This is a genomic window from Anatilimnocola floriformis (assembly GCF_024256385.1).
GTDB lineage: Bacteria > Planctomycetota > Planctomycetia > Pirellulales > Pirellulaceae > Anatilimnocola > Anatilimnocola floriformis.
Map to the genome: position 1 here is coordinate 1,508,968 of NZ_JAMLFW010000001.1, position 23,025 is coordinate 1,531,992.

Genomic DNA, 23,025 nt, shown 5'->3' on the forward strand with positions numbered 1-23,025 from the left:
CAGCGCGTGATTTTGCTCATCGACAACTACGACAGCTTTGTGCACAACCTGGCGCGGTACTTCCGCCGCCTCGGGGCCGTCACGCAAGTCGTGCGCAACGATGCCATTGATGTGGCCGCGATTCGGCAACTCCGGCCGCAGGCGATTGTTTTATCGCCCGGGCCCTGCACGCCGACCGAAGCGGGTTGCTCGCTCGCGGTGGTGCGCGAACTCGGCGGCGAAGTACCGCTGCTCGGTGTTTGTCTCGGTCATCAAGCCATCGGCTCGGCGCTCGGCGGCAGCGTCATTCGCGCCTCGCAACCGATGCATGGCAGGACGAGCGAGATCCGCCATTCGCAGCGGCAGCTGTTCGAAAACTTGCCGTCGCCGCTGACCGTCGGCCGATATCATTCGCTCGTGATCGATCCACAGTCGCTGCCCGCCGAGCTGGAAGTCACGGCTACGACTGCCGATGGCACGATTATGGCCGTGGCTCATCGGCGCCTGCCGATGTGGGGCGTGCAGTTTCACCCGGAGTCGATTCTCACCGAAGGTGGTTACACGTTGCTCGCCAATTTCCTGCGTCTGGCAGGGATCGAGCCGACCGCGCCGTTGCCGCAAACGGCGGAAGAACGGCCGATTGAACCGGATGATTACGTCGTTCCCTCGCGGCCGGTCACTTTTTAGAAATCGAGCGATGAAAGAAAACTGCGATCGCCTGATTGTCGAAGGGCTGATGGTGACTACCGGCGCAGATGGCCGGCCGCACTTCGCGCCGATGGGGCCGCTTGTCGATCGCGAACTTCGGGCCTTCACGCTCCGTCCGTTCTGCACATCGACGACGTTCGCCAATCTGCAGCGCACGGGTACTGCCGTGTTTCATCTCATCGACGACGTGGAGTTGCTCGCGCGGGCCGCGATCGGCCGCATCGAAACACCGCCGGCAGTCGTGCAGATTGCCGGCAGCGTAAACTATCGTCTCGTCGACTGCTGCCGGTGGTTTGAGTTGCGCGTCGCAACCGCCGAAGTGGAACCGCCGCGAGCGACGTTTCACTGCGAAGTGTTGCAGAGCGGCAGCGTGCACGATTGGTTCGGATTCAATCGCGCGAAACATGCGGTAGTCGAAGCGGCGATTCTGGCGACTCGCATCGGCATCTTGCCGGCAGCGGACATTCGGGCGGAGATGGCGCGCCTGGCGATTCCAGTGCAGAAGACCGCGGGTGAGCAGGAACGACGGGCATGGGAGTTGTTGCAGACTCACATCAACGAGCGACTTGGTTCTTAGTCGCCGGCAGCCACCACAACACTTGCGGCTTGAGCGGTGTCCAAAGTCCCGTTTTCACGCCTGCCCGCGACAAGCCGCGGCCCGTCCACTGGTTGCAGGTGTTGAAGATGTGATAGTTGCCCGTCGATTGATAGAACCGATCGTACGCATCGTAACTCTTCTCACTCGCCATTCGAGCGCAGCCATTGTCATCGGCAACCACCGAAGCAGCGATGTAGTTCGTTAGCTGTTCGTATTGCTGAGCAGTGATCGAGACCTCGCGCCAATCAGTTGCTGGCGTGGTGTTCGGCAAGTACTCAACATGGAGAACGGATTCGCTGGGCCAGAATAGTGCGCCGATTGCCGTGCTCACTTTGAAATCTGCCCAAGTCGGCGTGTCGATGTAGAACGAGCGGTTACCCCAACCGACGGCCAGGTATTCGCAATCGCGTACATTGCCGCGAAAGTTCTGCACTGGAAATGTCCGCCGCCAATCGCGCGATGGCTGCACCACAGGCACCACTAGATCCGTGTGAATCTCGTTGCTGCGAACATAAATCAGCACGTGGTCGTTGCCGGTTGCCGGCTCAAAGTCGCCGTTGATCGGCACGCAGCCGAGCGCGAGAAAGCTGCCGTAGAACAGGCATGCGGCAAACAACATTCGCGCGGTCCAGCGGAATGCGAACCAGAAAGCGGCTTTGAGTTTGGCAGGGCTGGCGGCAGGCATGAAGAGGTTCCTTCTCTTCGTGGGAGCCCGTGGCGAGGTGATTTATTCCCTCACCCAGGCGATTCAGCGAATTCGCTTACTCATCCCCCTGCAACCCATACTGATCCATTTTCTTTCGCAGCGTCGTGCGATGCATGCCGAGCCAGCGCGAGGCGCCGAGGCATTCGCCCTTGCTCTTTTCCAGCGCGGCCGCGAGGAGCGGCGGTTCGATTTGTTGCAGCAGTTCGTCGTAGAGCGTTTGCGGTTCTTGGTCGCTGCGTAGCCGTTGCGTGGCCCATTCACGAATGAGTTTGCGGAGGCGCACTTCCACTGGCTCGTCGCTGGTGCTCCCTTTCGCGATCGGCTGCATCGGCGGCGGCCAGTGTTCGGAGAGAATCGGTCCCTGCCGCGCGACGATCAGGGCATGTTCGACCGCGTTGCGCAGTTCGCGAACGTTGCCGTGCCAGGGTCGGTCTTGCGCGGTGTTGATCGCGTCGGCGGTGAAGTTTCCTTGCGATGCGCCGGATGACAACAGGTGATAGAAGTGCGAAATGAGAAACGGAATGTCCGCTTTCCGTTCGCGGAGCGGCGGCAGGTTGATTTGAAAGGTGCAGAGGCGGAAGTAGAGGTCGTGACGAAAGCCACTTTCGCGGACCTTGGTCAGCAGGTCTTGGTGCGTCGCCGAAACGAGGCGGAAGTTGGTGCGCACCGGCTTGCTCGAGCCGACCGGCATCACTTCGCCGTGCTCGAGCGCGCGGAGGAGTTTGACTTGCAGCGGCAATGGGATATCGGCCACTTCGTCGAGAAACAGCGTGCCGCCATCGGCATCGACGAGCAGGCCCGAGCGATGTTGTTCGGCGCCGGTGAACGCGCCGCGCACATGGCCGAAGAGTTCGCTTTCGGCCAGCGTGGGGCTGAGGGCAGCGACGTTGACGGCGACGAAGGGCGACGCAGCACGCCCGCTGTATTGATGAATGGCTCGCGCGACGAGTTCTTTGCCGGAACCGCTTTCGCCGAGGATGAAGACGCAGGCGTCGCTGGCCGAGACGAGCGCGATCCGCTTGAAGACTTCCTGCATGGCCGGCGTCTTGCCGATCATCAGGTTCGAATCTTTGGCTTTACCGGTGGTCGGCGGAGCCGTGGAAACTTCGGCCCGCGTCAGCGCTCGCTCGATGACGCGTTCGATGGTGCGGGTGTCGAACGGTTTAACGATGTATTCAAACGCGCCTTGGCGAACGGCGTCGACGGCGGTGCTGAGGTCGCCGTGCGCGGTCATGATTACGATCTTGGCCGCAGGGAGCAACTGCTTGAACTGGGCCATCGCGGCCAGGCCGTCGATGCCGGGAAGGCGCACGTCGAGCAGGATTACATCGGCTGCAAAAGTCCGCGCGAGTGTAAACGCTTGCTCCGCCGACGAAGCCGTCTGCGATTGATGCCCCAGTTGTTTTGCCAGTTCGGCGAGTCCCCAACAGATGGTCGGTTCGTCGTCAACGATGAGAATCCCAGCCATGCCAGTTCGCCAGCTCCACCCAAAAGCACGTCAGGCCGTTCTCGCGCCGCCAGCGGACATCGCCGCCATGCTGCCGAGCAGTCTGCCGGGCCACGCTCAGGCCCAGGCCCGTGCCGCCGGGTTTATCGGAAATAAAAGGTTGAAACAGCTTCTCGGCCACGCGGTCTGGCAACCCGGGCCCATTATCGAAAATCGATATAGTCAGCGTAGTTGCTGTGAGCGTTGCTTCCAAGGTCACCAGCGGTGGGGAATCGGAGAACTTGCTCACCGCCTGGCCAACTGCTTGCGGCGACGTGGCCTGAATGGCGTTGATGAGCAGGTTGACGAGCATCTGCTCGAGCGCTTCGCCGTCTCCCTCACCGGCTGCGTTCGGCCAATCGGCGGGCGTTTGCAAACTCACGCCCAAGTGGGCCGCGGTCGGCTGCACTAGTTCGAGCGTATCGTCGAGTAGCGCGCCGAGCTCCAGTCGTTCACGGACCGGAGCCGCGGGCTTGGCGAGCGAAATTAGCCGCTGCACGTAGGTTTCGATCAGGGTCAGCTGCCGCTTGGCGACGTGCAGACGTTCGTCGGGCTTCGCGCCGCTGTGCGCCATGTCGCGCTCGTGCAGATCAATGGCGATGCGGCAGCCGGTGGCGGCGTTGCGCACCTGATGGGCAATGCCGCTGCCGAGGTTGGCCAGCGTTCGCAAGCGTTCGTTGCCGCGGACTTCGTCTTCGTATTGTGACAACCGCTGCGCGAGTTGATTGACAGTGGCGGCCAGGTCGCGAACTTCGTCGTCGCGTTGCGGCAGATCGATCGCCTCGTAATCGCGGTTCATGAGCTTGCCGACTTGATCTTGCAGCCGATGCACAGGTCGCGTGACCGACAGCGCCACGAGCCAAGCGGCGACACTGACCAGCGCGAGCGCCACCATGCCGATGAGAATCGGCCCCCAAGCCGCCTGACGAACGGCGGCTTGCACGGTGCGCTCGGGATAAAAAATGTGCAGACCAACAACCTGCCCGCCGACCTGACGACGATCGAGTTTCACGTCGGCTTGCAGATAAGCCACGGCGCCCAAGGTGACCGAGTCATGCAGCCGCAGTTCTTTCCAATCGGTGGGCTCGGCGAAGATGGCTGGATCTTGAAAGAGAGTGGCAGACAAACTGCTGGCGAGAATTTCCTTCCGTCCGTTGACGACGACGAGCTCCGCGCCGCACAGCGCGCTGGTGGTGCGAAGGACATTTGACTCAAGCGGAAAATTGGTCGACTCGAGGGTCTTGGCGACATCGCGCAGTTGCGCTTCGACATCGGCCCGGACGCGAGTCGCGGCTAGCCAAGCATTGAGCGCGCTAACGCAACCCACTGTGATCAGCAGGATGATCGCCATCGGCGTCAAGATTTGCAGCCGAAGTGGCCAACGCATTGCGGGTTGTCGAAAGGAGACAGGGTTCGAAAGGAGCTGAGAGGTAGCGAGTTGGTTTCTGTTCGATTCTAACTCAAGGCGCTCACGGACTGGCAAAAGAGCGTCCGCAAATTGGCCACGCCGCGACAGATTGGCAAACGCTCTCATCGTTGCGATCGCTGCTAGCGGCGCAGCAGGCAAATTTGCTTCAAGCCGTGTTCGCGGGCAGGCCGATACGATATTTATAAAAATGCCGGGAGGACGGCATGGCCCTCGGGTCATGACGTTTCAGGATAGAGGTCGTGATACGGCGATGGAGCGGCGTATCACGACCTTTTTTCGTTTCTTGGTCGCATCTCTGCGGCCTGTTTCGCCTGCGACAGCGGCTACCTTTCTCAGTCAAATCGGGCTGCTGCTTCGTCGCGAAGTAGTTGCAATGCCCCCCTTAGTGATGGAGAATTTCTGGCGACACAGACCAACTCATGTGATCGCCAGTCGGGGGTAATGCGTGTCTACCGCTTTAGATTCCTGTCATCGACGAAGAGTGTTCTCGATTTCGATCTTACGAACCGTCGCGAGCCTGCTCACCGTGATCTGCGGCGGCTTGCTGGCCGTTGCTCAGGAAGGCGCCACTGCGGCGAAGAAAGCGCCAATCCCCGCCAAGGATGTGCGCGACAAGCGACTCAAGGAAGTGGTGGAGATCTTTCGCTTTGGCGAGGCCCGAACCGCGAAAGAAAAAGCGGATCTGATTGCCCAAGTCATCACCACGGCCCGCGACACCAAGGATGACGTCGGCGCTCAGTTTGCGATGCTCAATCTGGCCCGCGAACAAGCGGCGCTGAGCGGGCAAATCGAATTGGCTTTTGAGGCCATCGAGGAATTGGATCGAGTCTTTGAGTTCGACGTTGTGGCGCTGCGCATCAACTCGCTCGAACAGGCCAGCAAGTTTGCAACTACGCCTGAAGCCAAGCGCAAGGTGGTAGACGTCAGCCTGGAAACGATCGAGGACCTCGTCGAGGCGGATAAGTTCGAGCGCGCTACCGCGCTCAGCACGTTAGCTTCGACGCTCGCGTTGGGACTGCGTGATCCGGCCCTGTCCAAGTCAATCGTCGAGCAGCGCAAAGCGCTTGAGAGTACTGCCGTCAAATTCGAAAAGTCCAAAGGGGCTTTTGAAAAGCTGGCGACATCTCCTGTCGATCCACATGCCAATCTCGTTGCGGGAATCTACCTGGCATTTGCCAAACGCAATTGGGATCAAAGCATGAACCATCTCGCACTCGGGAGCGATCCGCTGCTTGCCGCCGCTGCAAAAGCCGAACTCGCGGCGCCGGATTCCGCCGAGGGTCAGGAACAAGTTGCCGAGGCCTGGTGGCAGGCCGGCGAAGGGCTGAAGGATGTCGAAGAGAAAAAACTCTGCTTCGCCCGCAGCGGTTATTGGTACAGCCAAGCCGTCGACAAGCTGACGGGATTGGCCAAGGCCAAGGCCCAGCGGCGAATCAAGGACGCTGGAGACGTTTCAGCTGCCGCCAGCACCGTGCGAACGGCAGCTAACGACAAGCCCAAGGGCGACAAGCCGGAAACAACCACCAAGAAAAGACCAGCCAAGGTCCCTCCTCGAAATGTGGTCGTGGTCGCCTCGGGCAACAATTCCAACGTCTTTTGTTTAAATGGCGTGGAAATCATGCGCGACATCGGCCGAAACAAAGCGACCGTCGGCGCCTGCGTCTTGAAGCCAGGCGACGTAATTACGGTGCGAGTCATCAATCGCTTCGACATCATGAGCCATTGGATGATGTTCCTGACGGAGAAGGGCGAGCGTCTGATTGAGACCTCGGATCGCTGGGAAGCCTATCTGCCAGTCGATCAAAACCGCTGGTGGGATGTTTCCAGCAAAGACACGAAACACGAACCGGCACAAATTGCGGATGACAAGCGCGAGTACGTCGACCTCATCAAGGCGTCGGCTGCCAGAGTGCTGCCGAATCAAAAGATCGGGCAGCCCATCTACAGTCGGCTGAAATATGACGCCGACAAGGACAGCACGTTCCTGCTGTACGTGGTGACCGCCGAGGATCTGGCGGTCAGCAAGTAGCGATCCGCCAACTACTTCTTGATCACTTCGCAGTTATTAAACTGCGGGCCGCCGGCTTGTCGAATGCTACTCCACAAGAGCGACAGAGAAAGTCACAAACCGGCACGCCGTCTTGTTTCAGAGCCGTTGCTAACTCGATGCCCTGTAGCAGTTCTTATAAGAACGCCTATGAATGCTGTCAGTGAAGTCGCACAGATCATTGCCATTGCATGGAAACCATCATCGCATGCCATGGCGCAGACCACGCCAAAACCAACTGCAGTCGCCAGCAAAGTAGCACATCGCTTCCAGTTTGACATAAACAGCAAAAAAACAGCTGCATAGTTAAATGTGACTAGCATGACAAAGTTAGCCACTTCGCCGAACAGGTGGCTCGACCAAAACATGAGAGGAGGTTCGGGAATCGACAATACGAAAATCACGCATGCTGCACATGTCGTAACCACGAAACAATCTGCGAGCGAAACATGAAATCTGCCAGTAAGCTTAAATGCCCGCCGAAGTCGCTCAACTGCAATGACTGCGGGTAGGCAAACTCCTGCACTGGTCACGACAAATTGCGACTGTTCCATTGCCGAGGAGGCAACAACGAAGAGGGCAAGACCAAGTATGCACCAGCGCGCCCTGTGATCGCCGAAGATGACTACCGCTCCAACCAGCCAGCACGCAATCAGCCCGGTCGCATCACGAAGAACTTCGAGGGCGATGAATTCGATTGACAAGTAGGACGCCGCGGGCCTCGTTTCGAAGGTCAGCGCAAGGCAAGCAGCCGCGGACAGTGCGCCGGCGGCCATTACAGCCGGCAATTTATCTTTGTCCGGGCAAGATGCAGTCATTGCTTAACGGCTAGCAAGTGATGCTGCTCCGCCAACTACTTCTTGATCACTTCGCAGTTATTAAACTGCGGGCCGCCTGGGGCGCGGGATTGGAAGTCGCAGGCGACGACTACTTCGCCGCTCTTGGCGAGGGCGCGGGCATCGGCAGCATTGGCGAAGGCGAGAATCACCTTCACTGACTTGCCGTCCTTCATCGCTGCTACCTTCAGGAAAACGTTGGAGTCGACGACTGAGTCGACGTTCCCTTTGATCCAGAAACTCTCTCCCTTGTGCTTTGCTTCGAAGGCCGCGTTGTCGAGCTGGAGAGCTTCGTTGCCGATGGCTTCGGCAGTGATTTCGTCGGTGCCGAGCGGCGGACGATCGGGAGCTTTGCCGGCCGGCTTCTTTCCATTGGCCGGAGGCGGCGCGGGGTTATTCAGGTTGAGTTGCGGCACGTTGTTGATGGCGTTCTTGTCGTTGGCCGGTTTGCCGCCCGCTGGTGCATTGCCTTGGCCGGCCGCAGAAGCTTCGGTCGTGTAAAGTTCGACCTTGGCATCATCGGCGGCGGCATAGATGCGATAGCGAATCCGTCCCTTGTCTAGCGACTTGGCCAGGTTGATCATCTGCTCGAACGTGGCATAGGCCTTTTGGGCCGGCTCGAACGTCATGTTCGCGGCCTGGGTCATTTTCTGTTTTTCTTTGGCGTCTTTCTGACCCTGCGCGGCCTGAATCATGGCTTGGCCGCTTTGCATGGCATTTTTGATTTGCCCCTCGACGTGCGCCACTTCCTTCTTGGAGAAGATAGTGGGTTTGGGAGCGACGGGTTCGAGCTTGAAATGCGGGATGACATTCACTTGCACGGTCTTGCCAGAATTGATGACCGAGGTATCGATTTTGACGCACACGGGCGTTTCGGTTTCGACGTTGCCGACCCAGAAAAAGGTCGTGTCTTTGTCGGCGATGAGTTCCTTGTTGTCGAACTTCACCTTGGGAACTTCGGCTTCGACGGAGACGAGTTCAAACATTAACTGCTTTTGCTCGGGGGGCATATCGATGTTGAACTTGACCGTCGGCGTGCGCTTTTCGATGCCGATGAGAATCGCTTCGGCGGCGGCTGGTTCGCGGAGAGCGAAGTCGACCTTGCCGCTGCCGGCACTCAGCGAGATGAGGCAGTTGCAGAGATAAGGAGCGGCTCCATTCTTGGCCCCTTCGGCAGTCCACTGAAACTGCAGCTGGTCATTCTTGATCGACATCGTGGCGATCGTGATGGTGTTGCCGACGCCGGTGTTGAGTTTGAAATCCCAATCGCGCAGCGACGTGCCGTTGTTGCCGGGCTCCATGCTGAACTGCATCTTGCCCTTGGCGTAGGCGGTGGCGCCCCCTTTGAGCATCGAGCTGATGACGGTGTTTTCGTCGGGGATCTTGCAAGGACCAAGCGTGATCGGCGCGAGCATTTCGGGCGTGGGCTCGGTCATACCGACCGGCAACTTCGGCAAGGAAACGCTGGTGCGGAAACCGACGAATGGATCGGGCGCCTTGGGTGGCGGAGCCGGCTTGGTTTCGGGTTTGGGCTTGGGTTCAGCCTTCGGCTTCTCGGGTTTCGGCTCGGGCTTGGTCTCCGGCATCGGCGGAGCAACGGGCGTTTCGGGCTTGGGTGGTTCGGTGGCTTCCGGTTTCGCCGGATCGGCCGGCATGGCTTCGGGCGCGGCGGGATTGGCTTCGGGGGCAGGCGTTTCTGGATTGGCCTCTTCGGCAGGAGCAGGATTGGCTTCTGCGGGGTCGGCGGGAGCCTCGGCCGGTTGTTCGACGGGGGCTTCGACGACGGCGGGCGCTTCTTCCTTCTTGGCGATTTGCTTGGGGTTGCCGCCACTCATCATGTACATGACGAGTGCGATGATGCCGCCGAGCACGAGCACGCCAGCGCCAATGCCGCCGCCGATGATGAGCGGCATTTGTGCCTTGGTGATCCCCTTTGAACTCTTTTTGCCTTTCTTGGCTGGTTCTGGTTTGGCGTCGGCTGCGGTGTCTTTCTTCGCAGCGTCTTTGGCGGGTTCTTTCTTCGCCGGTTCCTTTTTGGTCGGCGCTTTAGCGGCCGGGGCTTTGGCAGCGGGTGTTTTTGAAGCAGTGCCGCGACGCGTCGCCGGCTGAAAAGCCAAGCCCGCGAACGGATTGTCGTCGGCTGCGGCTTCTTCGGTCGGCGTTTCTGAAGGTGTCGGTTCCACCTCGGTATCAGCGGCGGCGATCACCGGCACCGCTTGCGAATCGCCCGGCAGCGCCTTGGCGACTGGTGGCTTTTTCGCTTTGGGAGGTGCGGCCTTGGCGGCGGGCTCCTCGGCTTTGGCTTTGGCGGCGGGTGCCTTTGCCGCAGGGGCCTTGGCCGCCGGTGCAGCTGTTTTCGTCGCACTCGCTTTGGCTGCAGGCTTGGCCGCGGGCGCCGCCGGGGCTTGAGCTGCATCGATGGCGGCGATGAGGGCCTGATCATCGTGAGGCCGATCGGCCGGTTTGGCCGACATCAACTGGCCGCACAATTGTGCGATGCCGGCCGGTGTTTCCGGAGCCAACTTGCTCAGTTGAGCAGCCGAGGCTGGGCCTTCGAGCGGCGCCTTGCCGGTGAGCAGAAAGTAGAGCGTCGCGCCCAGCGAATAAACATCGGCGGCGCGATCCGCAGGGCCTGTCTTCAATTCAGGCGCTCGATAAAGCTTCGCGGTGATCGCGGCCTGCTCGACGGAATCGTTTTTATCCGGCTCAACAGCGCTGGCCAATTGCCCAAGCGCGAAGTCGAGAATCTTGACGTTGCCGTTTTTATCGAGCAGCAGATTCGACGGCTTCAAACCGCCGTGGACGATGCCCTTGGCATGCGCATAGGCGAGCCCTTCGGCGGCCTGGCGAATGATGTTCCACGCTTGAGCGGCGGGGAGTTTGCCGCTGGTTTGCACCTGCCGCTGCAGGTCCTGCGCTTCAACGTATTCGAGCACGATGAAGTAGCGGTCGCCGTCCTGATTCACATCGTGAATGTGGCTGACATTGGGATGCTCGATGCTGGCGACACGGCGGGCTTCGGTCAAAATTCGCCGCAGGATTTGCGGCTGCGCGGTGTACTTGCGCGCGAGAACCTTGAGAGCCGCCTTTCGCTGCATCTGCATGTGTTCGGCGAGATAGACCCGGCCGAGTTCGCCGACGCCCAGTTGATCGAGCAGCTTGTAATTTCCAACCACCAGCGCGGTGAAATTGTGCAGCAGCTGACCGGCCTGCCACTTGGTGATCTTCCCCTCTTTGATCAGGTCGCGGGCCACGGCTTTGGGATCTTCAGCCGCGGCGTGCTGTTCGCGGATCTTGGCGATGCTCTCGGGATTCAGAATTTGGCTAGTCGCCAGCGCATCTAAAAATGCTTGAGCGGCGTTCGCGGGCATCACGTTGGCCATGGTGGACCTAAGGCATGCGGTCGGAAGGGAACCAGCTATGATTTTGCCTGCAAAGATTACGATTGGCAACTGTTTTCGCTTTGGGCGCGGGTTATTTTTGCATCCCAAGTCGAGCTTGGATCGACATTTACCGCGGTTCGTGTCGCTTGATTCGACAGAGCGCCACAGCGGCCGCCATTCGTTCCTGTTTTCGGGCTAGATGGCCGGGCCTCGCGGCATCTCACGTTGCTTTCTACGATGATGCTCAGGAGAACAGCATGCGAGCAGAAATCATTTCCATCGGCGACGAACTCACCAGTGGCCAGCGGGTCGACACCAACAGCGCGTGGGTCTCGCAGCGGCTGGGCGAATTGGGCGTGCCGGTCGCTTTTCATACGACCGTTGCCGATCACTTGCCCGACAATATCCAGGCATTTCGCCTCGCCTGCGAACGGGCCGATCTGGTGATCGCAACCGGCGGTCTGGGGCCGACGGCCGATGATCTCACGCGGCAGGCCGTGGCCGAGATGGCGGGAGTTGACCTGGTGGAAGATGCCGGCGCGCTCGAGCACATTCGCGCCCTCTTCGCCCGCCGTAAACGCGAGATGCCGCCGAATAATCTCGTCCAAGCACTCTTTCCGCGCGGTAGCCGCGTGGTTCCCAATCCGCACGGCAGCGCGCCGGGGATCGATTTTGAATTACCTCGGCCCGGCAAATCGCTGGCGCGAATCTTCTGCTTGCCGGGCGTCCCTGCTGAGATGCAGGAGATGTGGCAAGGCACCGTGGCCCCCGCCGTGGCGACGATGCTTGGTGCGCCGCGAGTTATTCACCATTACCGCGTGAAGTGCTTCGGCGTCGGCGAAAGCGATCTCGAAGCCATGTTGCCCGATCTCATCCGCCGCGGCCGCGTGCCGAGCGTCGGCATCACGGTGAGCAAAGCGACCATCACGCTCCGCATCACCGCCGAGGGGCCCACCATTCCGCTTGCCCGCGAATCGATGCAGCCGACGGTCGACGTCATCCATCAGTGCCTGGGCAATCTCGTCTATGGTTATGAAGACGACGAAATGCAGCACGCCGTGCTGCGATTGCTGCGCGAACGGCAGCAAACCCTCGCCGTCGTCGAATGGGGCACGGCCGGCCTCGTGCAGCATTGGTTGGGCGAATGTGCCGACGCGGCTGCCGCTTTTCGCGGCGGTCTCGTCCTGCGCGATGCGGCCGGCGTCGAGATTCTCTCCGGCCTGGCCGCCGAACTCGCTGGTGTCATGGGCCTCGCCAGCGCGCCCGCTATGAGCGTCGTCGCGCAGGCCGCGCGCGAACGATTCGCGACTGACTTCGCCCTCGCAATCGGTCCGCTGCCCGAAGTTGGTCAGAATCTGCAAATCGCCATCGCTGGTCCGCCGGGAGTTGTCACCCGCGAGATTCCCTACACGGGCCATCCCGATATTTTGAAGCCGCGGGCTGCCAAGCAGGCGCTGAATCTTGTTCGGCTGGCGATCTTAAACAATCCGCAGTAAGTGGCCGTTACAAATAGGGCGTCGCCAACCGCGCGATGCCATCTCGAATGCGGATGAGCAGTGGTCGCGAGTCGACGTCCTTCAGCGTGATCTTTTTCGCCGTGCTCAGCTTCGTGCGGATCAGGCCGTTCAGATTTGCGGCCAGATCGAGGTCGTAGCATTCGACGTTGAATTCAAAATTGAGTCGCAAGCTGCGAGCGTCCCAGTTGGCCGAGCCGACGAAGGACCAGGCGTCGTCGACGAGGACGATCTTCGTATGATCGAACGGCGGCTTGGTGAGATAGACCTCGCAGCCGCGCTCCAGCACTTGCCACAACTGCGCGGTCGATGCCCATTGCACGAGGGCCAGGTTGTTTTTCTCCGGCAGCAAAATGCTCACATGCACGCCGCGCATCGCGGCGACATTCAGCGCGGTGATGATCGTCAAATCGGGCAAAAAGTACGGCGTGACGACCGTCAGCGATCGCTGCGCCGAATTGATCGCGGCCAATAGTGTGAAGCGAATCAAATCGCGGCGGGAATCGGGACCGTCGGGAATGCCGCGGCAGAGCGCCGGGCCGTGCGGATGAATCGCGGGGAACCAGAGCTTCCCTTCGAGCAACTCGCCGGTCGCGAATTCCCAATCGCCAACGAAACATTCTTGCAGCTGAGAAACGACCGGGCCGTGAAATTCAAAATGCAGGTCGCGCACCGGATGCTTGCTCGGCGGATCGAGCCGATGCCCCGCGCGAATATTCATGCCGCCGGTAAAACCGATCCTGCCGTCGACCACCAGAATCTTGCGGTGGTTTCGCAAATTGGTGTAATGCAACTGCCACGGCACGAGCGTCGGCAGAAACGTGTTGAACGGCACCTTCCCTTTTCGCAACTCACCCTTGATCGACGGCCAACTGTAACGCGTCCCCACATCGTCGATCAGCACCCGCACATCCACGCCGCGCGCCACGGCCCGGGCCAGCGCATCCGAAAACTCCCGCCCGGCTGCATCGTTGTCGAAGATATAGGTGCACAGCGTAATCGAATGTTGCGCCGCTTCGATCGACGCCAGCATGCGTGCGTACGCTTCATCGCCGCAGTGCAGCGGCGTGACGGTATTGCCCGGCAACAGCGGCGAACCACTCAGGCCAAAGACAAACTCATTCAGCGACATCAAATGCAAGGCATCTTCTTCCAGCACCTGCTGCAATTCATGCGTGGCAGCCTGCTCGATTTGCAGCCGCTGATGCTTCGACTCTTTTCGCCGCAGCTTGCGAGCCTTGCGACGAATCCGGTTGATGCCAAAGGTGAAATACAAAATCGAACCGATGATCGGCGCCAACCAAATCACGCCGATCCAGCCGAGCGCAGCGCGATTGTCACGCTTGGTCAGCACCACATGCGCCGAAGCCATGATGACAATGGCCAGATCGAGGCCGGCGAGAAAAAACGGCCAGGCCCATTTGAGAAGATTCCAAAGCTCGTCGAACATTCGGGAGATTCAGTTCGTCAGACGAAAAGCAGATAAGTGTGCCGCACTGCAAGTATAGCTTGTAGAATCGTTTCCCGTGGCGAAGGTTATCGCGAGGCTGAAGATTCACCTGCTTCAGCCTATCTCTTCTGTGCGGTACCAGTCGAATTGATGTTCTGCGGCTGCCATCTTCAGCGGCCCGGCCAGCCACGAGATGTGGGGCATCAGATTTTCGTCGAAACTGAAGACTACCCCATCACGGCGAGTGACTGAATAGAAAGCCGCTGTCCTTGTCGGCATCAACCGCTTGGCCGGTCCCTTTACAATGGGTAGATGCTCGTGAACGATCGCTTCTTGGACCTTCAATATTTCGTCGTAGGCAAAAATCGTTTCCTCGCCTTGATCGAGCACCGCGAACCCCAACTTATAGATGCGCACTCGGAAGGAGAACAAAGTCATGATTCGCCAGAGCATGTAGGTGCCGCCAAGGGCGATAAGCACGCCGAACACGACCGATACCACTGCTCCGATCCAGTTGCCGATTCCATCAGGCCGATTGCCAGCCGGATGAAACAGCTGCACCAGCATGAAAACTGCGATGACTATTCCACCCAGGATTAAGAGTATCGCAATGATAATTCCTGCGATCAGATTTTCTCGGCCGGGGCGAGATTCGAGATGGAGCGCTCCCAGCGAATCGGCAGTGCGAGTCGAGGGAGCGAATTGAATTTCTTCGTTAGGCATCTAAACAAAGAATTCCCGAATCGGTTCACCATAAGGCAACAGCCGAATCGGCCGGCCGCTGTCGTTCAGATAGTTGCGCGCCGTGTCGATGCCGAGATGATCGTAGATTGTGGCGAGCACATCGTGCGGCGGTTTTGGGTTGTCTTTCGGAAAAGCTCCCTTGGCATCGGACGAGCCGACGACGCGGCCACCTTTCACTTTGCCGCCGGCGAGAGCGGCGCTGAAGACGTTCGGATAATGATCGCGGCCCGCGTTGTTGTTCACCCGCGGCGTGCGGCCGAATTCGCCCCAAGCCACGACCAGTGTCGTTTCGAGCAAGCCGCGCTCCTGCAGGTCGTTGATCAGCGCGGTGTAGGCCTGGTCCCAGCGCGGCAGAAATCCGCGGCGGAGCGAATCGAAGCCTTGCACGTGCGTATCCCACCAGCGGAGATCGACGGTCACCAGTCGCACGCCGGCTTCGACGAGTCGTCGCGCGAGCAACATCCGTTGGCTCCACGCCGGAGCGCCGCAGCGTGTCGGATCGCCCGGATCAAAGGCCGGCGCAAAGCCATACTTCTCGCGGAGTGCTGCCGGTTCTGAATCGAGATCAAAAGCCTTTTGTGCCTCGGGCGAGAGGAGCATATCGACGGCCTTCTGACCGAACCGATCGACGCCGTCCATCCGGCCGCTGGCATCGACGCCCCTCTTCAGCGTATCGAGCCCGGTTAGCAGTTGCCGCCGCGAATCGAGTCGCTCGACCGACAAGCCCTCGGCCAGCACAAAATTCTGCACCTGAAACGGCCCGGTCTGCGCCGGATCGGCGCCGGTTTCGAACGGCTTGTTGGCCACGCCCAAATAGGCCGAGCCCGTGCCTGGCACCATCTTGGGAATCATCACATACGCGGGCACCTTGGGATTGAGCCCGCCCAGTTGCTCGGCCACATACGCGCCGCAACTCGGATGCTTGTTCTCATCTGGATTGAGCCCCGGCCCGTAACCGGTAAAGCACATCTGGTCGCCAGTGCTGTGCCCCGCGTCGAGATGATTCAAGCTGCGGATGATCGACCACTTGTCCATGATCTTGGCAGTCATGGGGAGCATGTCGGTCACTTGAATGCCCGGCACGTTGGTATTGATCGTGCCGAACTCGCCGCGAAATTCCTCGGGCGCGTCCGGCTTGGGGTCCCACATATCAATATGGCTGGGCCCGCCGCGCATCCAGAGAATGATGACGTTGTTCTTTTGCTTGGTGCGGGCCTGATGACCACTTTTGGGATCGGCCTTCTGCTCGGCCGCTGCGGCTTCGCTCCGCAACAGATTGGCCAGCGACAAACCCGCCGTGCCGAGCACGCCTGCATGCACAAAACCCCGCCGCGTGAGCGACCGTTCGCTCGTCGTTTGCTCGCGCAGTTCCGAACACGCTCGCGCCAGACTCATCCGTTGCCATTCGCGGTGTGACAGCATTTGCAGGCTCGCTCCGGGTGGGAAGGAATAAGCGAGAAAGGTGGGGTGCATCCAACCTCTTTTATTTATCGGTTGGCGGGCTGAATTGCAACGTAATTTTCTGCGGCCAGCCGCAAAGAGTTTGCCGTAAGTCCTTTCAGGGGTGCCACTGGCCAGAGCCAGTGCTGGATTGGCGAGGGAACGTCGGCAGCTCGGCTCAACGGCGACACTGGCCGTTTTGGCAAGAGGTTATCTGGCGAACCAACGGTCGTTTTCAGATGGTCGTTGCCGAACAACCGTTGGATGACGAGATCACCTCGTGCCAAAATTCGCGAGGTTTACGTTGGCTCAAGAGAGCCCCTCCCCCTCGCCAATCGGCACTGGCCAACGAGCCAGTGGCACACGAAAAATATCGTCAAAAAACTAGTGGACAACCAGCCACTACTCTCCTCTAGTGGGACGTCGCGTCGTGGATTTTCAGTTTCCAAAACGAGGGGCAGAGTCATGGCCGAGGATCGAAAAATCGAAGGGCAGAAACCTGACAGCAAGCCAAAAAAGGAAAAGGACATCCTCAAGCCGATGCACGTGAGCGAGCGCGATAAGAGGATTTTTCACGAGGTGCGTGTCGACGGCCGATCGCAGACGGAGGTCGGCAGTAAGTACGGCCTCACGCAGCCGCGGGTGAGCAAAATTATCACGCGCGTCGAGCTTTGGTTGTCGCAGCCCGTCGCGAAGGATTTCGCAGAGTTGCCACGGGCCGATCGGCTGCGCGCCGTCTCGCGGCTCCACAAAATGCGACTCGACAAGATGTACGAAGAGGCCCTCTCGGCGTGGGAGGCTTCGCGCAAACCGCGAACCATTCGCAAGACGAAGATGGTCAAGGGCGAGTCGGTTCCCGACCCCGAAGTGCAATCGCAAAACGGCGACGCTCGGCTGTGGAAGTGCGTCATCATCGCGATGAAAGAGCTGTCGGCGTTCGAGGGTTTCAACGGCCGCGGCGAGGTCGATGCCTCGACGGCGGGCCGCGTGTGGGAACCGGTGCTGAAAGACGAAGCCGTCAATCGCGAAGTGAAACGCCGCACGATGCTGGGCATGTTCGACACGCCCGGCGACGAAGGAATTCCGGGGGCGTGGGGGAATGAGATGGCAGCGCGCAACGCGCAGCTTGCTGCCGATGGAGCCAATCAACCGGATGTCGGGAGGGCGACGCTCCCGCGGAGCCGCGCCGGTGAACCGGCTGACGCCGGTGGAGCCAATCAATCGACGGCGAACGATGATCGCGCGGAGGAATATCAATCGGCCTGCGACCACGGCTCGGCGGGAGCCTCGCCCTCCCTGAGCGAAGACTGTGCAGAAGTTTGCGACCCACCCGTTAGTGGCTGTTATAAAAGGTTATACGAAAACGGAAGTGAATCGTCTCAAGATGTTGAACAACAGTGTGTTACGACAAAAGAAAAACGTGATAACCTGTTATATATAACAGGGTCAATCCCCGGGAGGGCGACGCTCCCGCGGAGCCGCGCCGGTGAACCAGCCGCCGCCAGTGAAACCAATCCATCGAATGAGAACAGCAATCGAGCGGAAGGAAATCAACCGGCCTCCGACCACGGCTCGGCAGGAGCCTCGCCCTCCCGAGAAGCGCCCTCCCGAGAAACGCCCCAGGGAACGCCGTTCCGGCAATTCCCCTCGCCGGAATTCATGGCGCGAAATACCGGCATGCCGATCGTCACCGTTCGCCAAATGACGCCACCCTCGAAACGAGAATTCGGCATGCCGTATCCATCGTCCCCTAGTGAAACGTCCGGCTGACGTCGTCGACGGGGGCCGACGCGTGGTTCTTTGGCGGCTTCCCGACTAAGATGAAACGGCTGTACTTTTCTCGGCTGTGCGTTCCGATCGTGCATTCCACTTGTGCTCTCGCCGTTAATTGATTTATGCCCATTAAAGCAACCTGTGCCTGTGGTGCCTCCTTCGCCGCGAAGGATGAACTAGCCGGCCGAACCGTGGCTTGTCCGAAGTGCAAGCAGCCCCTCACCATTCCACGGCCGCAAGCGCCGGCGGCCCCCGCCGTGCCGCACGAAAATGCCGACTTATTCGATGGTTTGGGTCTGAAGGCGCGCGACGAGAGTCAGGGCCGCTGCCCCAGTTGTTCGGCGCCGATGGCGCCCAATGCGGTCATTTGCGTGAAGTGCGGCTTCAACACCAAGCTCGGCAAGCGAATGCAAACCATCAGCATGAGCAACGAGGCTCCAGCCGCCACCGGTGGCGGACACGGAGGCCATGGCGGCGACGCCACGGGCATGCTCATGGCGCGGGCCCGGGCCGCTGCCGAAGAAGATGCGATTGCCGAACGGGCCAAGACGCAAGAAGGTACGCCCGTGTGGATATTGGGCGCGGGCTTGGGAGCGGCCATTCTGTTCGGCCTGGTGATGTCGCTCATTCCGCAGCACGTCGCGCTCAAAGGGACGGGCACGGTCTTGGTGGTCGCCAACTTTCTGTTGGTGGCGTTTGCCGCCGTCGGGGTTTTTGTACAAGTGATTCCGAAGAACCCCGCGATGGCCATCGGCGCGCTCGTCGGCGATGTCATCATCAGTGCCATCGCTATCTGGCTGATCTTTTTTATCAGCGAAGAGACCATGCCCAAAGGCGCGACTCGTTTCTCGCTCATGCTGGTTGGCGTGTGCACCACGGGTATTGCGTACACCGATCCCGAGGGTTGCGCGAAATTTGCGTTCTATCTGCAGGTTGCCTATGCTCTGCGATTCGTCGGCTTGATCCTGCTGGTGGTTGCTTCTCTGGTGGTTCCCGCTGCAGGAGAACCGAAAATTAACCGCCTGCCTGATTTTCAGTCGCCGGTAGCGGTTTGCGTTTCTACCAAACATTCGTATCACGAGGCCAAGCTATGTTTCGTTCCTGCTTGTTCCTGATCGTTGCCGCGGCGGCGTGCGGTGCGGCTGTGCGTGCCGAAGAACCCGCTGCCGGTAAGCAAGTCGCGCAGCAGTTCACCACCAAGGATGACGCCGGCGAAGAGACCACGCTCCATTACTGGTTGTATCTGCCGAAGAACCACGATGGCAAAACGAAGTTGCCCGTGATGCTGTTTATGCATGGTTCGGGCGAGCGCGGTGATGATCTCGAAGTGGTCAAGAAACATGGCCCGCCGAAAGTGTGTACGACCAACGAAGATTGGCAGTTCATCACCATTTCGCCGCAATGCCCGAGCAACAAACGCTGGGATGCCGCCGTGCTGACGAAGCTGGTCGATCAAGTCGCCGCGGCGCAGCAGGGTGATGAGAAGCGGTTGTATGTGACCGGCCTCAGCATGGGAGGCAGCGGTACATGGGCGATGATCGCCGCGAATCCCGGCAAGTTTGCCGCCGCCGTGCCCATGTGCGGCCGAGGCAACGAAACGGCTGCCGACAAACTGGTGTCGCTGCCGATCTGGGTTTTTCACGGCGCGAAGGACACGGGTTCGCCGGTCGCGCTAAGCCAAACGATGGTCGATGCCATCAAGAAAGCGGGCGGCGAAAAAGTGAAGCTCACGATCGATCCCGATGCGGGCCACGATTGCTGGACGAAAGCGTATGGCGATCTAGCGCTGTATAAGTGGTTGCTAGAACAGAAGAAGAATTAATCCACTAGATAGCCGCGGGCCACGGCGGTAAATGACTCTACCTGGTCGCGCTGCCAGTCTTGGTCCTTGCGAAGTTCGCTGGCCAGCAGTTCCGCCACCGGAGCAGCCATGGCGATGGCAGCGCGGGCATTGAGAAACAAGGCCCGCGTTCGCCGCGCGAGGATGTCTTCAACCGTGCGGGCCATTTCGTGCCGCGCGGCCCAGACGACTTCGGCGGCGACAATCGGCAGATCGGGATGGAGTTGCCGGCCGAGTTTCTCGTCTTGCTGGATCAGCTTTTCAATCGCCGCTGCATCGGCGCCATACACCGCCAAGCGCGCTGGCTTGCTCGTTACTTCCAGCCAGCCGTGAATGTGCAGTTCTTTGGTAGCGCACTCCCGTGCCGGCAAACCAGCGAGCGCGGCGGCGCGGTTGACGCAGTCCTCGGCCATGTTGCGATAGGTGGTCCACTTGCCGCCGGTGATCGTCAGCAGGTTCGAGTCGTCGATGTGAATCGTGTGGTCGCGCGAGAGGGCGGCGGTGTTCTTGCCTCCGCCACTTTTCACCAGCGGCCGAATGCCGGCAAAGATGCTGAGAATGTCGGTCCGCGTCGGCGCCCGTTCCAAGTAACGGCCGGCCGTTTCGAGAATGAAGTCGATCTCGGCCTCGGTGGCCAGCGGTTCAAGCGGCGTGTCGTTGATCGGCACATCGGTCGTGCCGACCAGCGTGTGGCCATGCCAGGGAATGGCGAACAGCACGCGGCCGTCGGGCGTATCGGGCACCATGATCGCGTGGTCGCTGGGCAGGAACGAGCCGGCGAAAACCAGATGCACGCCCTGACTGGGCGAGACGATGTTCGTGGCCGCAGAATCCGCCAGCCGGCGAACACCATCGCAGAATGGGCCGGTCGCGTTGATGACGGCGCGAGCAGTGATCGATTTTCGTTCCCCAGACTCGAGGTCTTCGAAGTCAACACCGTTCGCCTTGCCGTTGCTATCCTTGTGAATCGCGGTGACGCGTGCATAGTTGAGCAACGTCGCACCTTGCTCCACTGCCGTCGCGGCGAGATTGATCAGCAGCCGCGCGTCGTCGAACTGGCCATCGGAATAAACCACGCCGCCGCGGAGGCCCGCCGTTTTGAGGTTCGGATTTTTCGCGAGCGCCGCGGCCCGCGACAGTGTATACGTGCGATTGAAGCCGAGGCTCCCGGCCAGCCAGTCGTACACCGTCAGCCCAAGGCCGTAGTACGACTTTTCCCACCAAGAATAGCTCGGCACGATGAAGGGGAGATCGTGCACGATGTGCGGCGCGTTCTGCCGCAGGCGGCCTCGCTCGCGCAACGCTTCGCGCACGAGCGAGACATTTCCTTGTCGCAAATACCGCACGCCGCCATGCACCAGCTTGGTGCTGCGCGTGGATGTTCCCTTGCCGAAGTCGTGTTGCTCAAGCAGTAGCGTGCGATAACCGCGCGCCGCCGAGTCGACGGCCGTGCCGACGCCCGTCGCGCCGCCGCCGATGATGACAAGGTCCCACGGCTCGGCGGAATCAAAAACCTCTCGGCGCATCGAGTCACGATTCATGCTTCGTCACCGGTGTTCCACTGCTTGCTGCGCTCCACGGCTCGCTGCCACTGCTTCCGCAAGGCCGCGGCCTGTTCGCGCGGCATCTGCGGTTCGTAACGGCGGTCGATTTTTTGCGCTGCCACGAGCTCGTCGGTTCCTGCCCACAGCCCGACTGCGAGGCCAGCCAGATATGCGGCTCCGAGCGCCGTCGTTTCGGTTTCCGCCGGCCGCACGAGGGGCACGCCGAGCAGGTCGGCCTGAAATTGCATCAGCAGGTCGTCCTTCGAGGCTCCGCCGTCGACCCGCATCTCCGGCAGCGCGAGTCCCGAATCGGCCTGCATCGCCGCAACCAGATCAGCCACTTGAAAGGCGATCGACTCGACCGCGGCTCGCGCGATGTGGGCCTTGGTGTTGCCGCGCGTCAGGCCGATCATTAGGCCGCGCGCATCCGAATCCCAGTGCGGAGCCCCCAGCCCGGCAAAAGCTGGCACCAGGAACACGCCGCCGCTATCGGGGACCGACGCCGCGAGTTGCGATACATCGCTACTCTTGCGGATGATCTCCAAGCCATCGCGCAGCCATTGCACGACAGCGCCGCCGATGAAAACGCTTCCCTCGAGAGCGTATGTCGTCTGCTCGTTTCGCCGACAAGCGACCGTTGTGAGCAAACGATTGTGCGACGGCAGGACTTTTTCGCCCGTGCTCTGCAGCATGAAACAGCCGGTGCCATACGTCGTCTTGGTTTGCCCCGGCTGCAGACACAGCTGGCCGAAGAGAGCCGCCTGTTGATCGCCGGCGATTCCCGCGATCGGCGTCGCCTGCGAGCCGAGCAAACCGCTGGCCACTTCGCCGTAGATTTCACTCGATGAACGAACCTCGGGCAACAAGCTCGCCGGAATGCCGAAGAGCTGGAGCAGCTCCGCATCCCACTGGCCGGTGTGAATGTTGTAGAGCATGGTCCGCGACGCGTTGGTCACGTCGGTCACATGCTGTTTGCCATGCGTCAGCTTCCAGACCAGCCAGGTATCGATCGTGCCGAAGGCGAGTTCGCCTTTCTCGGCGCGCTCGCGGGCGCCCGGAACATTTTGCAACAGCCAGGCGATCTTGGTGGCGGAAAAATAAGCGTCAATCAAGAGGCCGGTCCGCTCTTGAATGAGTTGCTCTTTGCCCTGCGATTTTAATTGATCGCACAGCGGCGAAGTGCGTCGGTCCTGCCAGACAATCGCATGGTGAATCGGCTGGCCGGTCGCGCGATCCCAGATAACGGTGGTTTCCCGCTGATTGGTGATGCCGATGGCTTGCACATCGCCGGCTTTCAGGCGGGCCTGCGCGATGGCTTCGGCAGCGACGCCGATTTGCGTCGACCAGATTTCGAGCGCATCGTGCTCGACCCAGCCGGGCTTGGGAAAATGCTGAGCGAATTCCTTTTGAGCAACGGCAATGATGCTCCCTTGCTTGTCAAAAACGATCGCCCGGCAGCTGGTAGTGCCCGCATCGAGAGCGAGGATGTGCGGCATGGAGAGGTTCCGCGTGATAGTGCTAAGAGTGGATCAGCACGTTTTAACATGC

At 60.2% G+C, this 23,025-nt stretch carries 17 protein-coding genes; 7 read left to right on the forward strand and 10 right to left on the reverse strand.

Translation table 11 applies throughout. The annotated features are described in order from the left end of the window. The first annotated feature begins 6 nt into the window (after positions 1 to 6). Together M9Q49_RS06340 and M9Q49_RS06345 are read left to right on the forward strand one after the other, a co-directional pair. Positions 7 to 666, forward strand: coding sequence for an anthranilate synthase component II (locus M9Q49_RS06340; protein ID WP_254507868.1), 660 nt, complete (start codon positions 7 to 9; stop codon positions 664 to 666). A gap of 10 nt (positions 667 to 676) precedes the next feature. Beyond that, a complete protein-coding gene (locus M9Q49_RS06345) occupies positions 677 to 1,264 on the forward strand; it encodes a DUF447 domain-containing protein (protein ID WP_254507869.1) in 588 nt (195 codons plus the stop codon). Here the strand turns inward: M9Q49_RS06345 and M9Q49_RS06350 are convergent. The 3 genes from M9Q49_RS06350 to M9Q49_RS06360 all read right to left on the reverse strand — a co-directional run bounded on the left by M9Q49_RS06350 (position 1,242) and on the right by M9Q49_RS06360 (position 4,864). After that, positions 1,242 to 1,970 (reverse strand): TIGR02117 family protein, encoded by a 729-nt coding sequence (locus tag M9Q49_RS06350; protein ID WP_254507870.1) that lies wholly within the window; start codon positions 1,968 to 1,970, stop codon positions 1,242 to 1,244. The two genes, M9Q49_RS06345 and M9Q49_RS06350, sit on opposite strands and share 23 nt — an antisense overlap. A 76-nt stretch (positions 1,971 to 2,046) precedes the next feature. Beyond that, positions 2,047 to 3,459, reverse strand: coding sequence for a sigma-54-dependent transcriptional regulator (locus M9Q49_RS06355; RefSeq protein WP_254507871.1), 1,413 nt, complete (start codon positions 3,457 to 3,459; stop codon positions 2,047 to 2,049). After that, positions 3,437 to 4,864, reverse strand: a complete 1,428-nt coding sequence (locus M9Q49_RS06360; RefSeq protein ID WP_254507872.1) for a sensor histidine kinase — start codon at positions 4,862 to 4,864, stop codon at positions 3,437 to 3,439. Before M9Q49_RS06360 ends, M9Q49_RS06355 begins: the two co-directional genes overlap by 23 nt. Positions 4,865 to 5,387: 523 nt before the next feature. On the opposite strand from M9Q49_RS06360, the gene M9Q49_RS06365 reads away from it, so the two are divergent. After that, positions 5,388 to 6,935, forward strand: a complete 1,548-nt coding sequence (locus M9Q49_RS06365) for a hypothetical protein (protein ID WP_254507873.1) — start codon at positions 5,388 to 5,390, stop codon at positions 6,933 to 6,935. 92 nt (positions 6,936 to 7,027) lie between these two features. Here the strand turns inward: M9Q49_RS06365 and M9Q49_RS06370 are convergent, their stop codons facing one another. Then, positions 7,028 to 7,771, reverse strand: coding sequence for a hypothetical protein (locus M9Q49_RS06370; RefSeq protein WP_254507874.1), 744 nt, complete (start codon positions 7,769 to 7,771; stop codon positions 7,028 to 7,030). Positions 7,772 to 7,806: 35 nt separating this feature from the next. Continuing rightward, a complete protein-coding gene (locus tag M9Q49_RS06375; protein ID WP_254507875.1) occupies positions 7,807 to 11,172 on the reverse strand; it encodes a serine/threonine protein kinase in 3,366 nt (1,121 codons plus the stop codon). A 257-nt stretch (positions 11,173 to 11,429) separates the two neighbouring features. Between M9Q49_RS06375 and M9Q49_RS06380 the strand changes: the two genes are divergently transcribed. Further along, positions 11,430 to 12,668: a CinA family nicotinamide mononucleotide deamidase-related protein gene (locus M9Q49_RS06380; protein ID WP_254507876.1), complete on the forward strand. Its 1,239-nt coding sequence runs from the start codon at positions 11,430 to 11,432 to the stop codon at positions 12,666 to 12,668. Positions 12,669 to 12,675: 7 nt separating this feature from the next. Here the strand turns inward: M9Q49_RS06380 and cls are convergent, their stop codons facing one another. The 3 genes from cls to M9Q49_RS06395 all read right to left on the reverse strand — a co-directional run bounded on the left by cls (position 12,676) and on the right by M9Q49_RS06395 (position 16,302). Beyond that, positions 12,676 to 14,136 (reverse strand): cardiolipin synthase, encoded by a 1,461-nt coding sequence (cls, locus tag M9Q49_RS06385; RefSeq protein WP_254507877.1) that lies wholly within the window; start codon positions 14,134 to 14,136, stop codon positions 12,676 to 12,678. A gap of 114 nt (positions 14,137 to 14,250) precedes the next feature. Beyond that, on the reverse strand, positions 14,251 to 14,703 hold the full coding sequence (locus tag M9Q49_RS06390; protein WP_254507878.1) for a hypothetical protein: 453 nt from the start codon (positions 14,701 to 14,703) through the stop codon (positions 14,251 to 14,253). Positions 14,704 to 14,859: 156 nt separating this feature from the next. Then, positions 14,860 to 16,302, reverse strand: coding sequence for a DUF1501 domain-containing protein (locus tag M9Q49_RS06395; protein ID WP_254507879.1), 1,443 nt, complete (start codon positions 16,300 to 16,302; stop codon positions 14,860 to 14,862). A 483-nt stretch (positions 16,303 to 16,785) separates the two neighbouring features. On the opposite strand from M9Q49_RS06395, the gene M9Q49_RS06400 reads away from it, so the two are divergent. The 3 genes from M9Q49_RS06400 to M9Q49_RS06410 all read left to right on the forward strand — a co-directional run bounded on the left by M9Q49_RS06400 (position 16,786) and on the right by M9Q49_RS06410 (position 19,915). Beyond that, positions 16,786 to 18,090 (forward strand): hypothetical protein, encoded by a 1,305-nt coding sequence (locus tag M9Q49_RS06400; protein WP_254507880.1) that lies wholly within the window; start codon positions 16,786 to 16,788, stop codon positions 18,088 to 18,090. A 125-nt stretch (positions 18,091 to 18,215) separates the two neighbouring features. Then, a complete protein-coding gene (locus M9Q49_RS06405) occupies positions 18,216 to 19,208 on the forward strand; it encodes a hypothetical protein (RefSeq protein WP_254507881.1) in 993 nt (330 codons plus the stop codon). Continuing rightward, positions 19,184 to 19,915 carry a carboxylesterase family protein gene (locus M9Q49_RS06410; RefSeq protein ID WP_254507882.1) on the forward strand — a complete coding sequence of 244 codons (732 nt, stop codon included), beginning with the start codon at positions 19,184 to 19,186 and terminating at the stop codon, positions 19,913 to 19,915. Before M9Q49_RS06405 ends, M9Q49_RS06410 begins: the two co-directional genes overlap by 25 nt. Here the strand turns inward: M9Q49_RS06410 and M9Q49_RS06415 are convergent. Together M9Q49_RS06415 and glpK are read right to left on the reverse strand one after the other, a co-directional pair. Continuing rightward, positions 19,912 to 21,474 carry a glycerol-3-phosphate dehydrogenase/oxidase gene (locus tag M9Q49_RS06415; protein ID WP_254507883.1) on the reverse strand — a complete coding sequence of 521 codons (1,563 nt, stop codon included), beginning with the start codon at positions 21,472 to 21,474 and terminating at the stop codon, positions 19,912 to 19,914. The genes M9Q49_RS06410 and M9Q49_RS06415 overlap by 4 nt on opposite strands. Then, positions 21,471 to 22,973 (reverse strand): glycerol kinase GlpK, encoded by a 1,503-nt coding sequence (gene glpK, locus M9Q49_RS06420; RefSeq protein WP_254507884.1) that lies wholly within the window; start codon positions 22,971 to 22,973, stop codon positions 21,471 to 21,473. The genes M9Q49_RS06415 and glpK overlap by 4 nt, the downstream gene beginning before the upstream one ends. Positions 22,974 to 23,025: the final 52 nt, after the last annotated feature.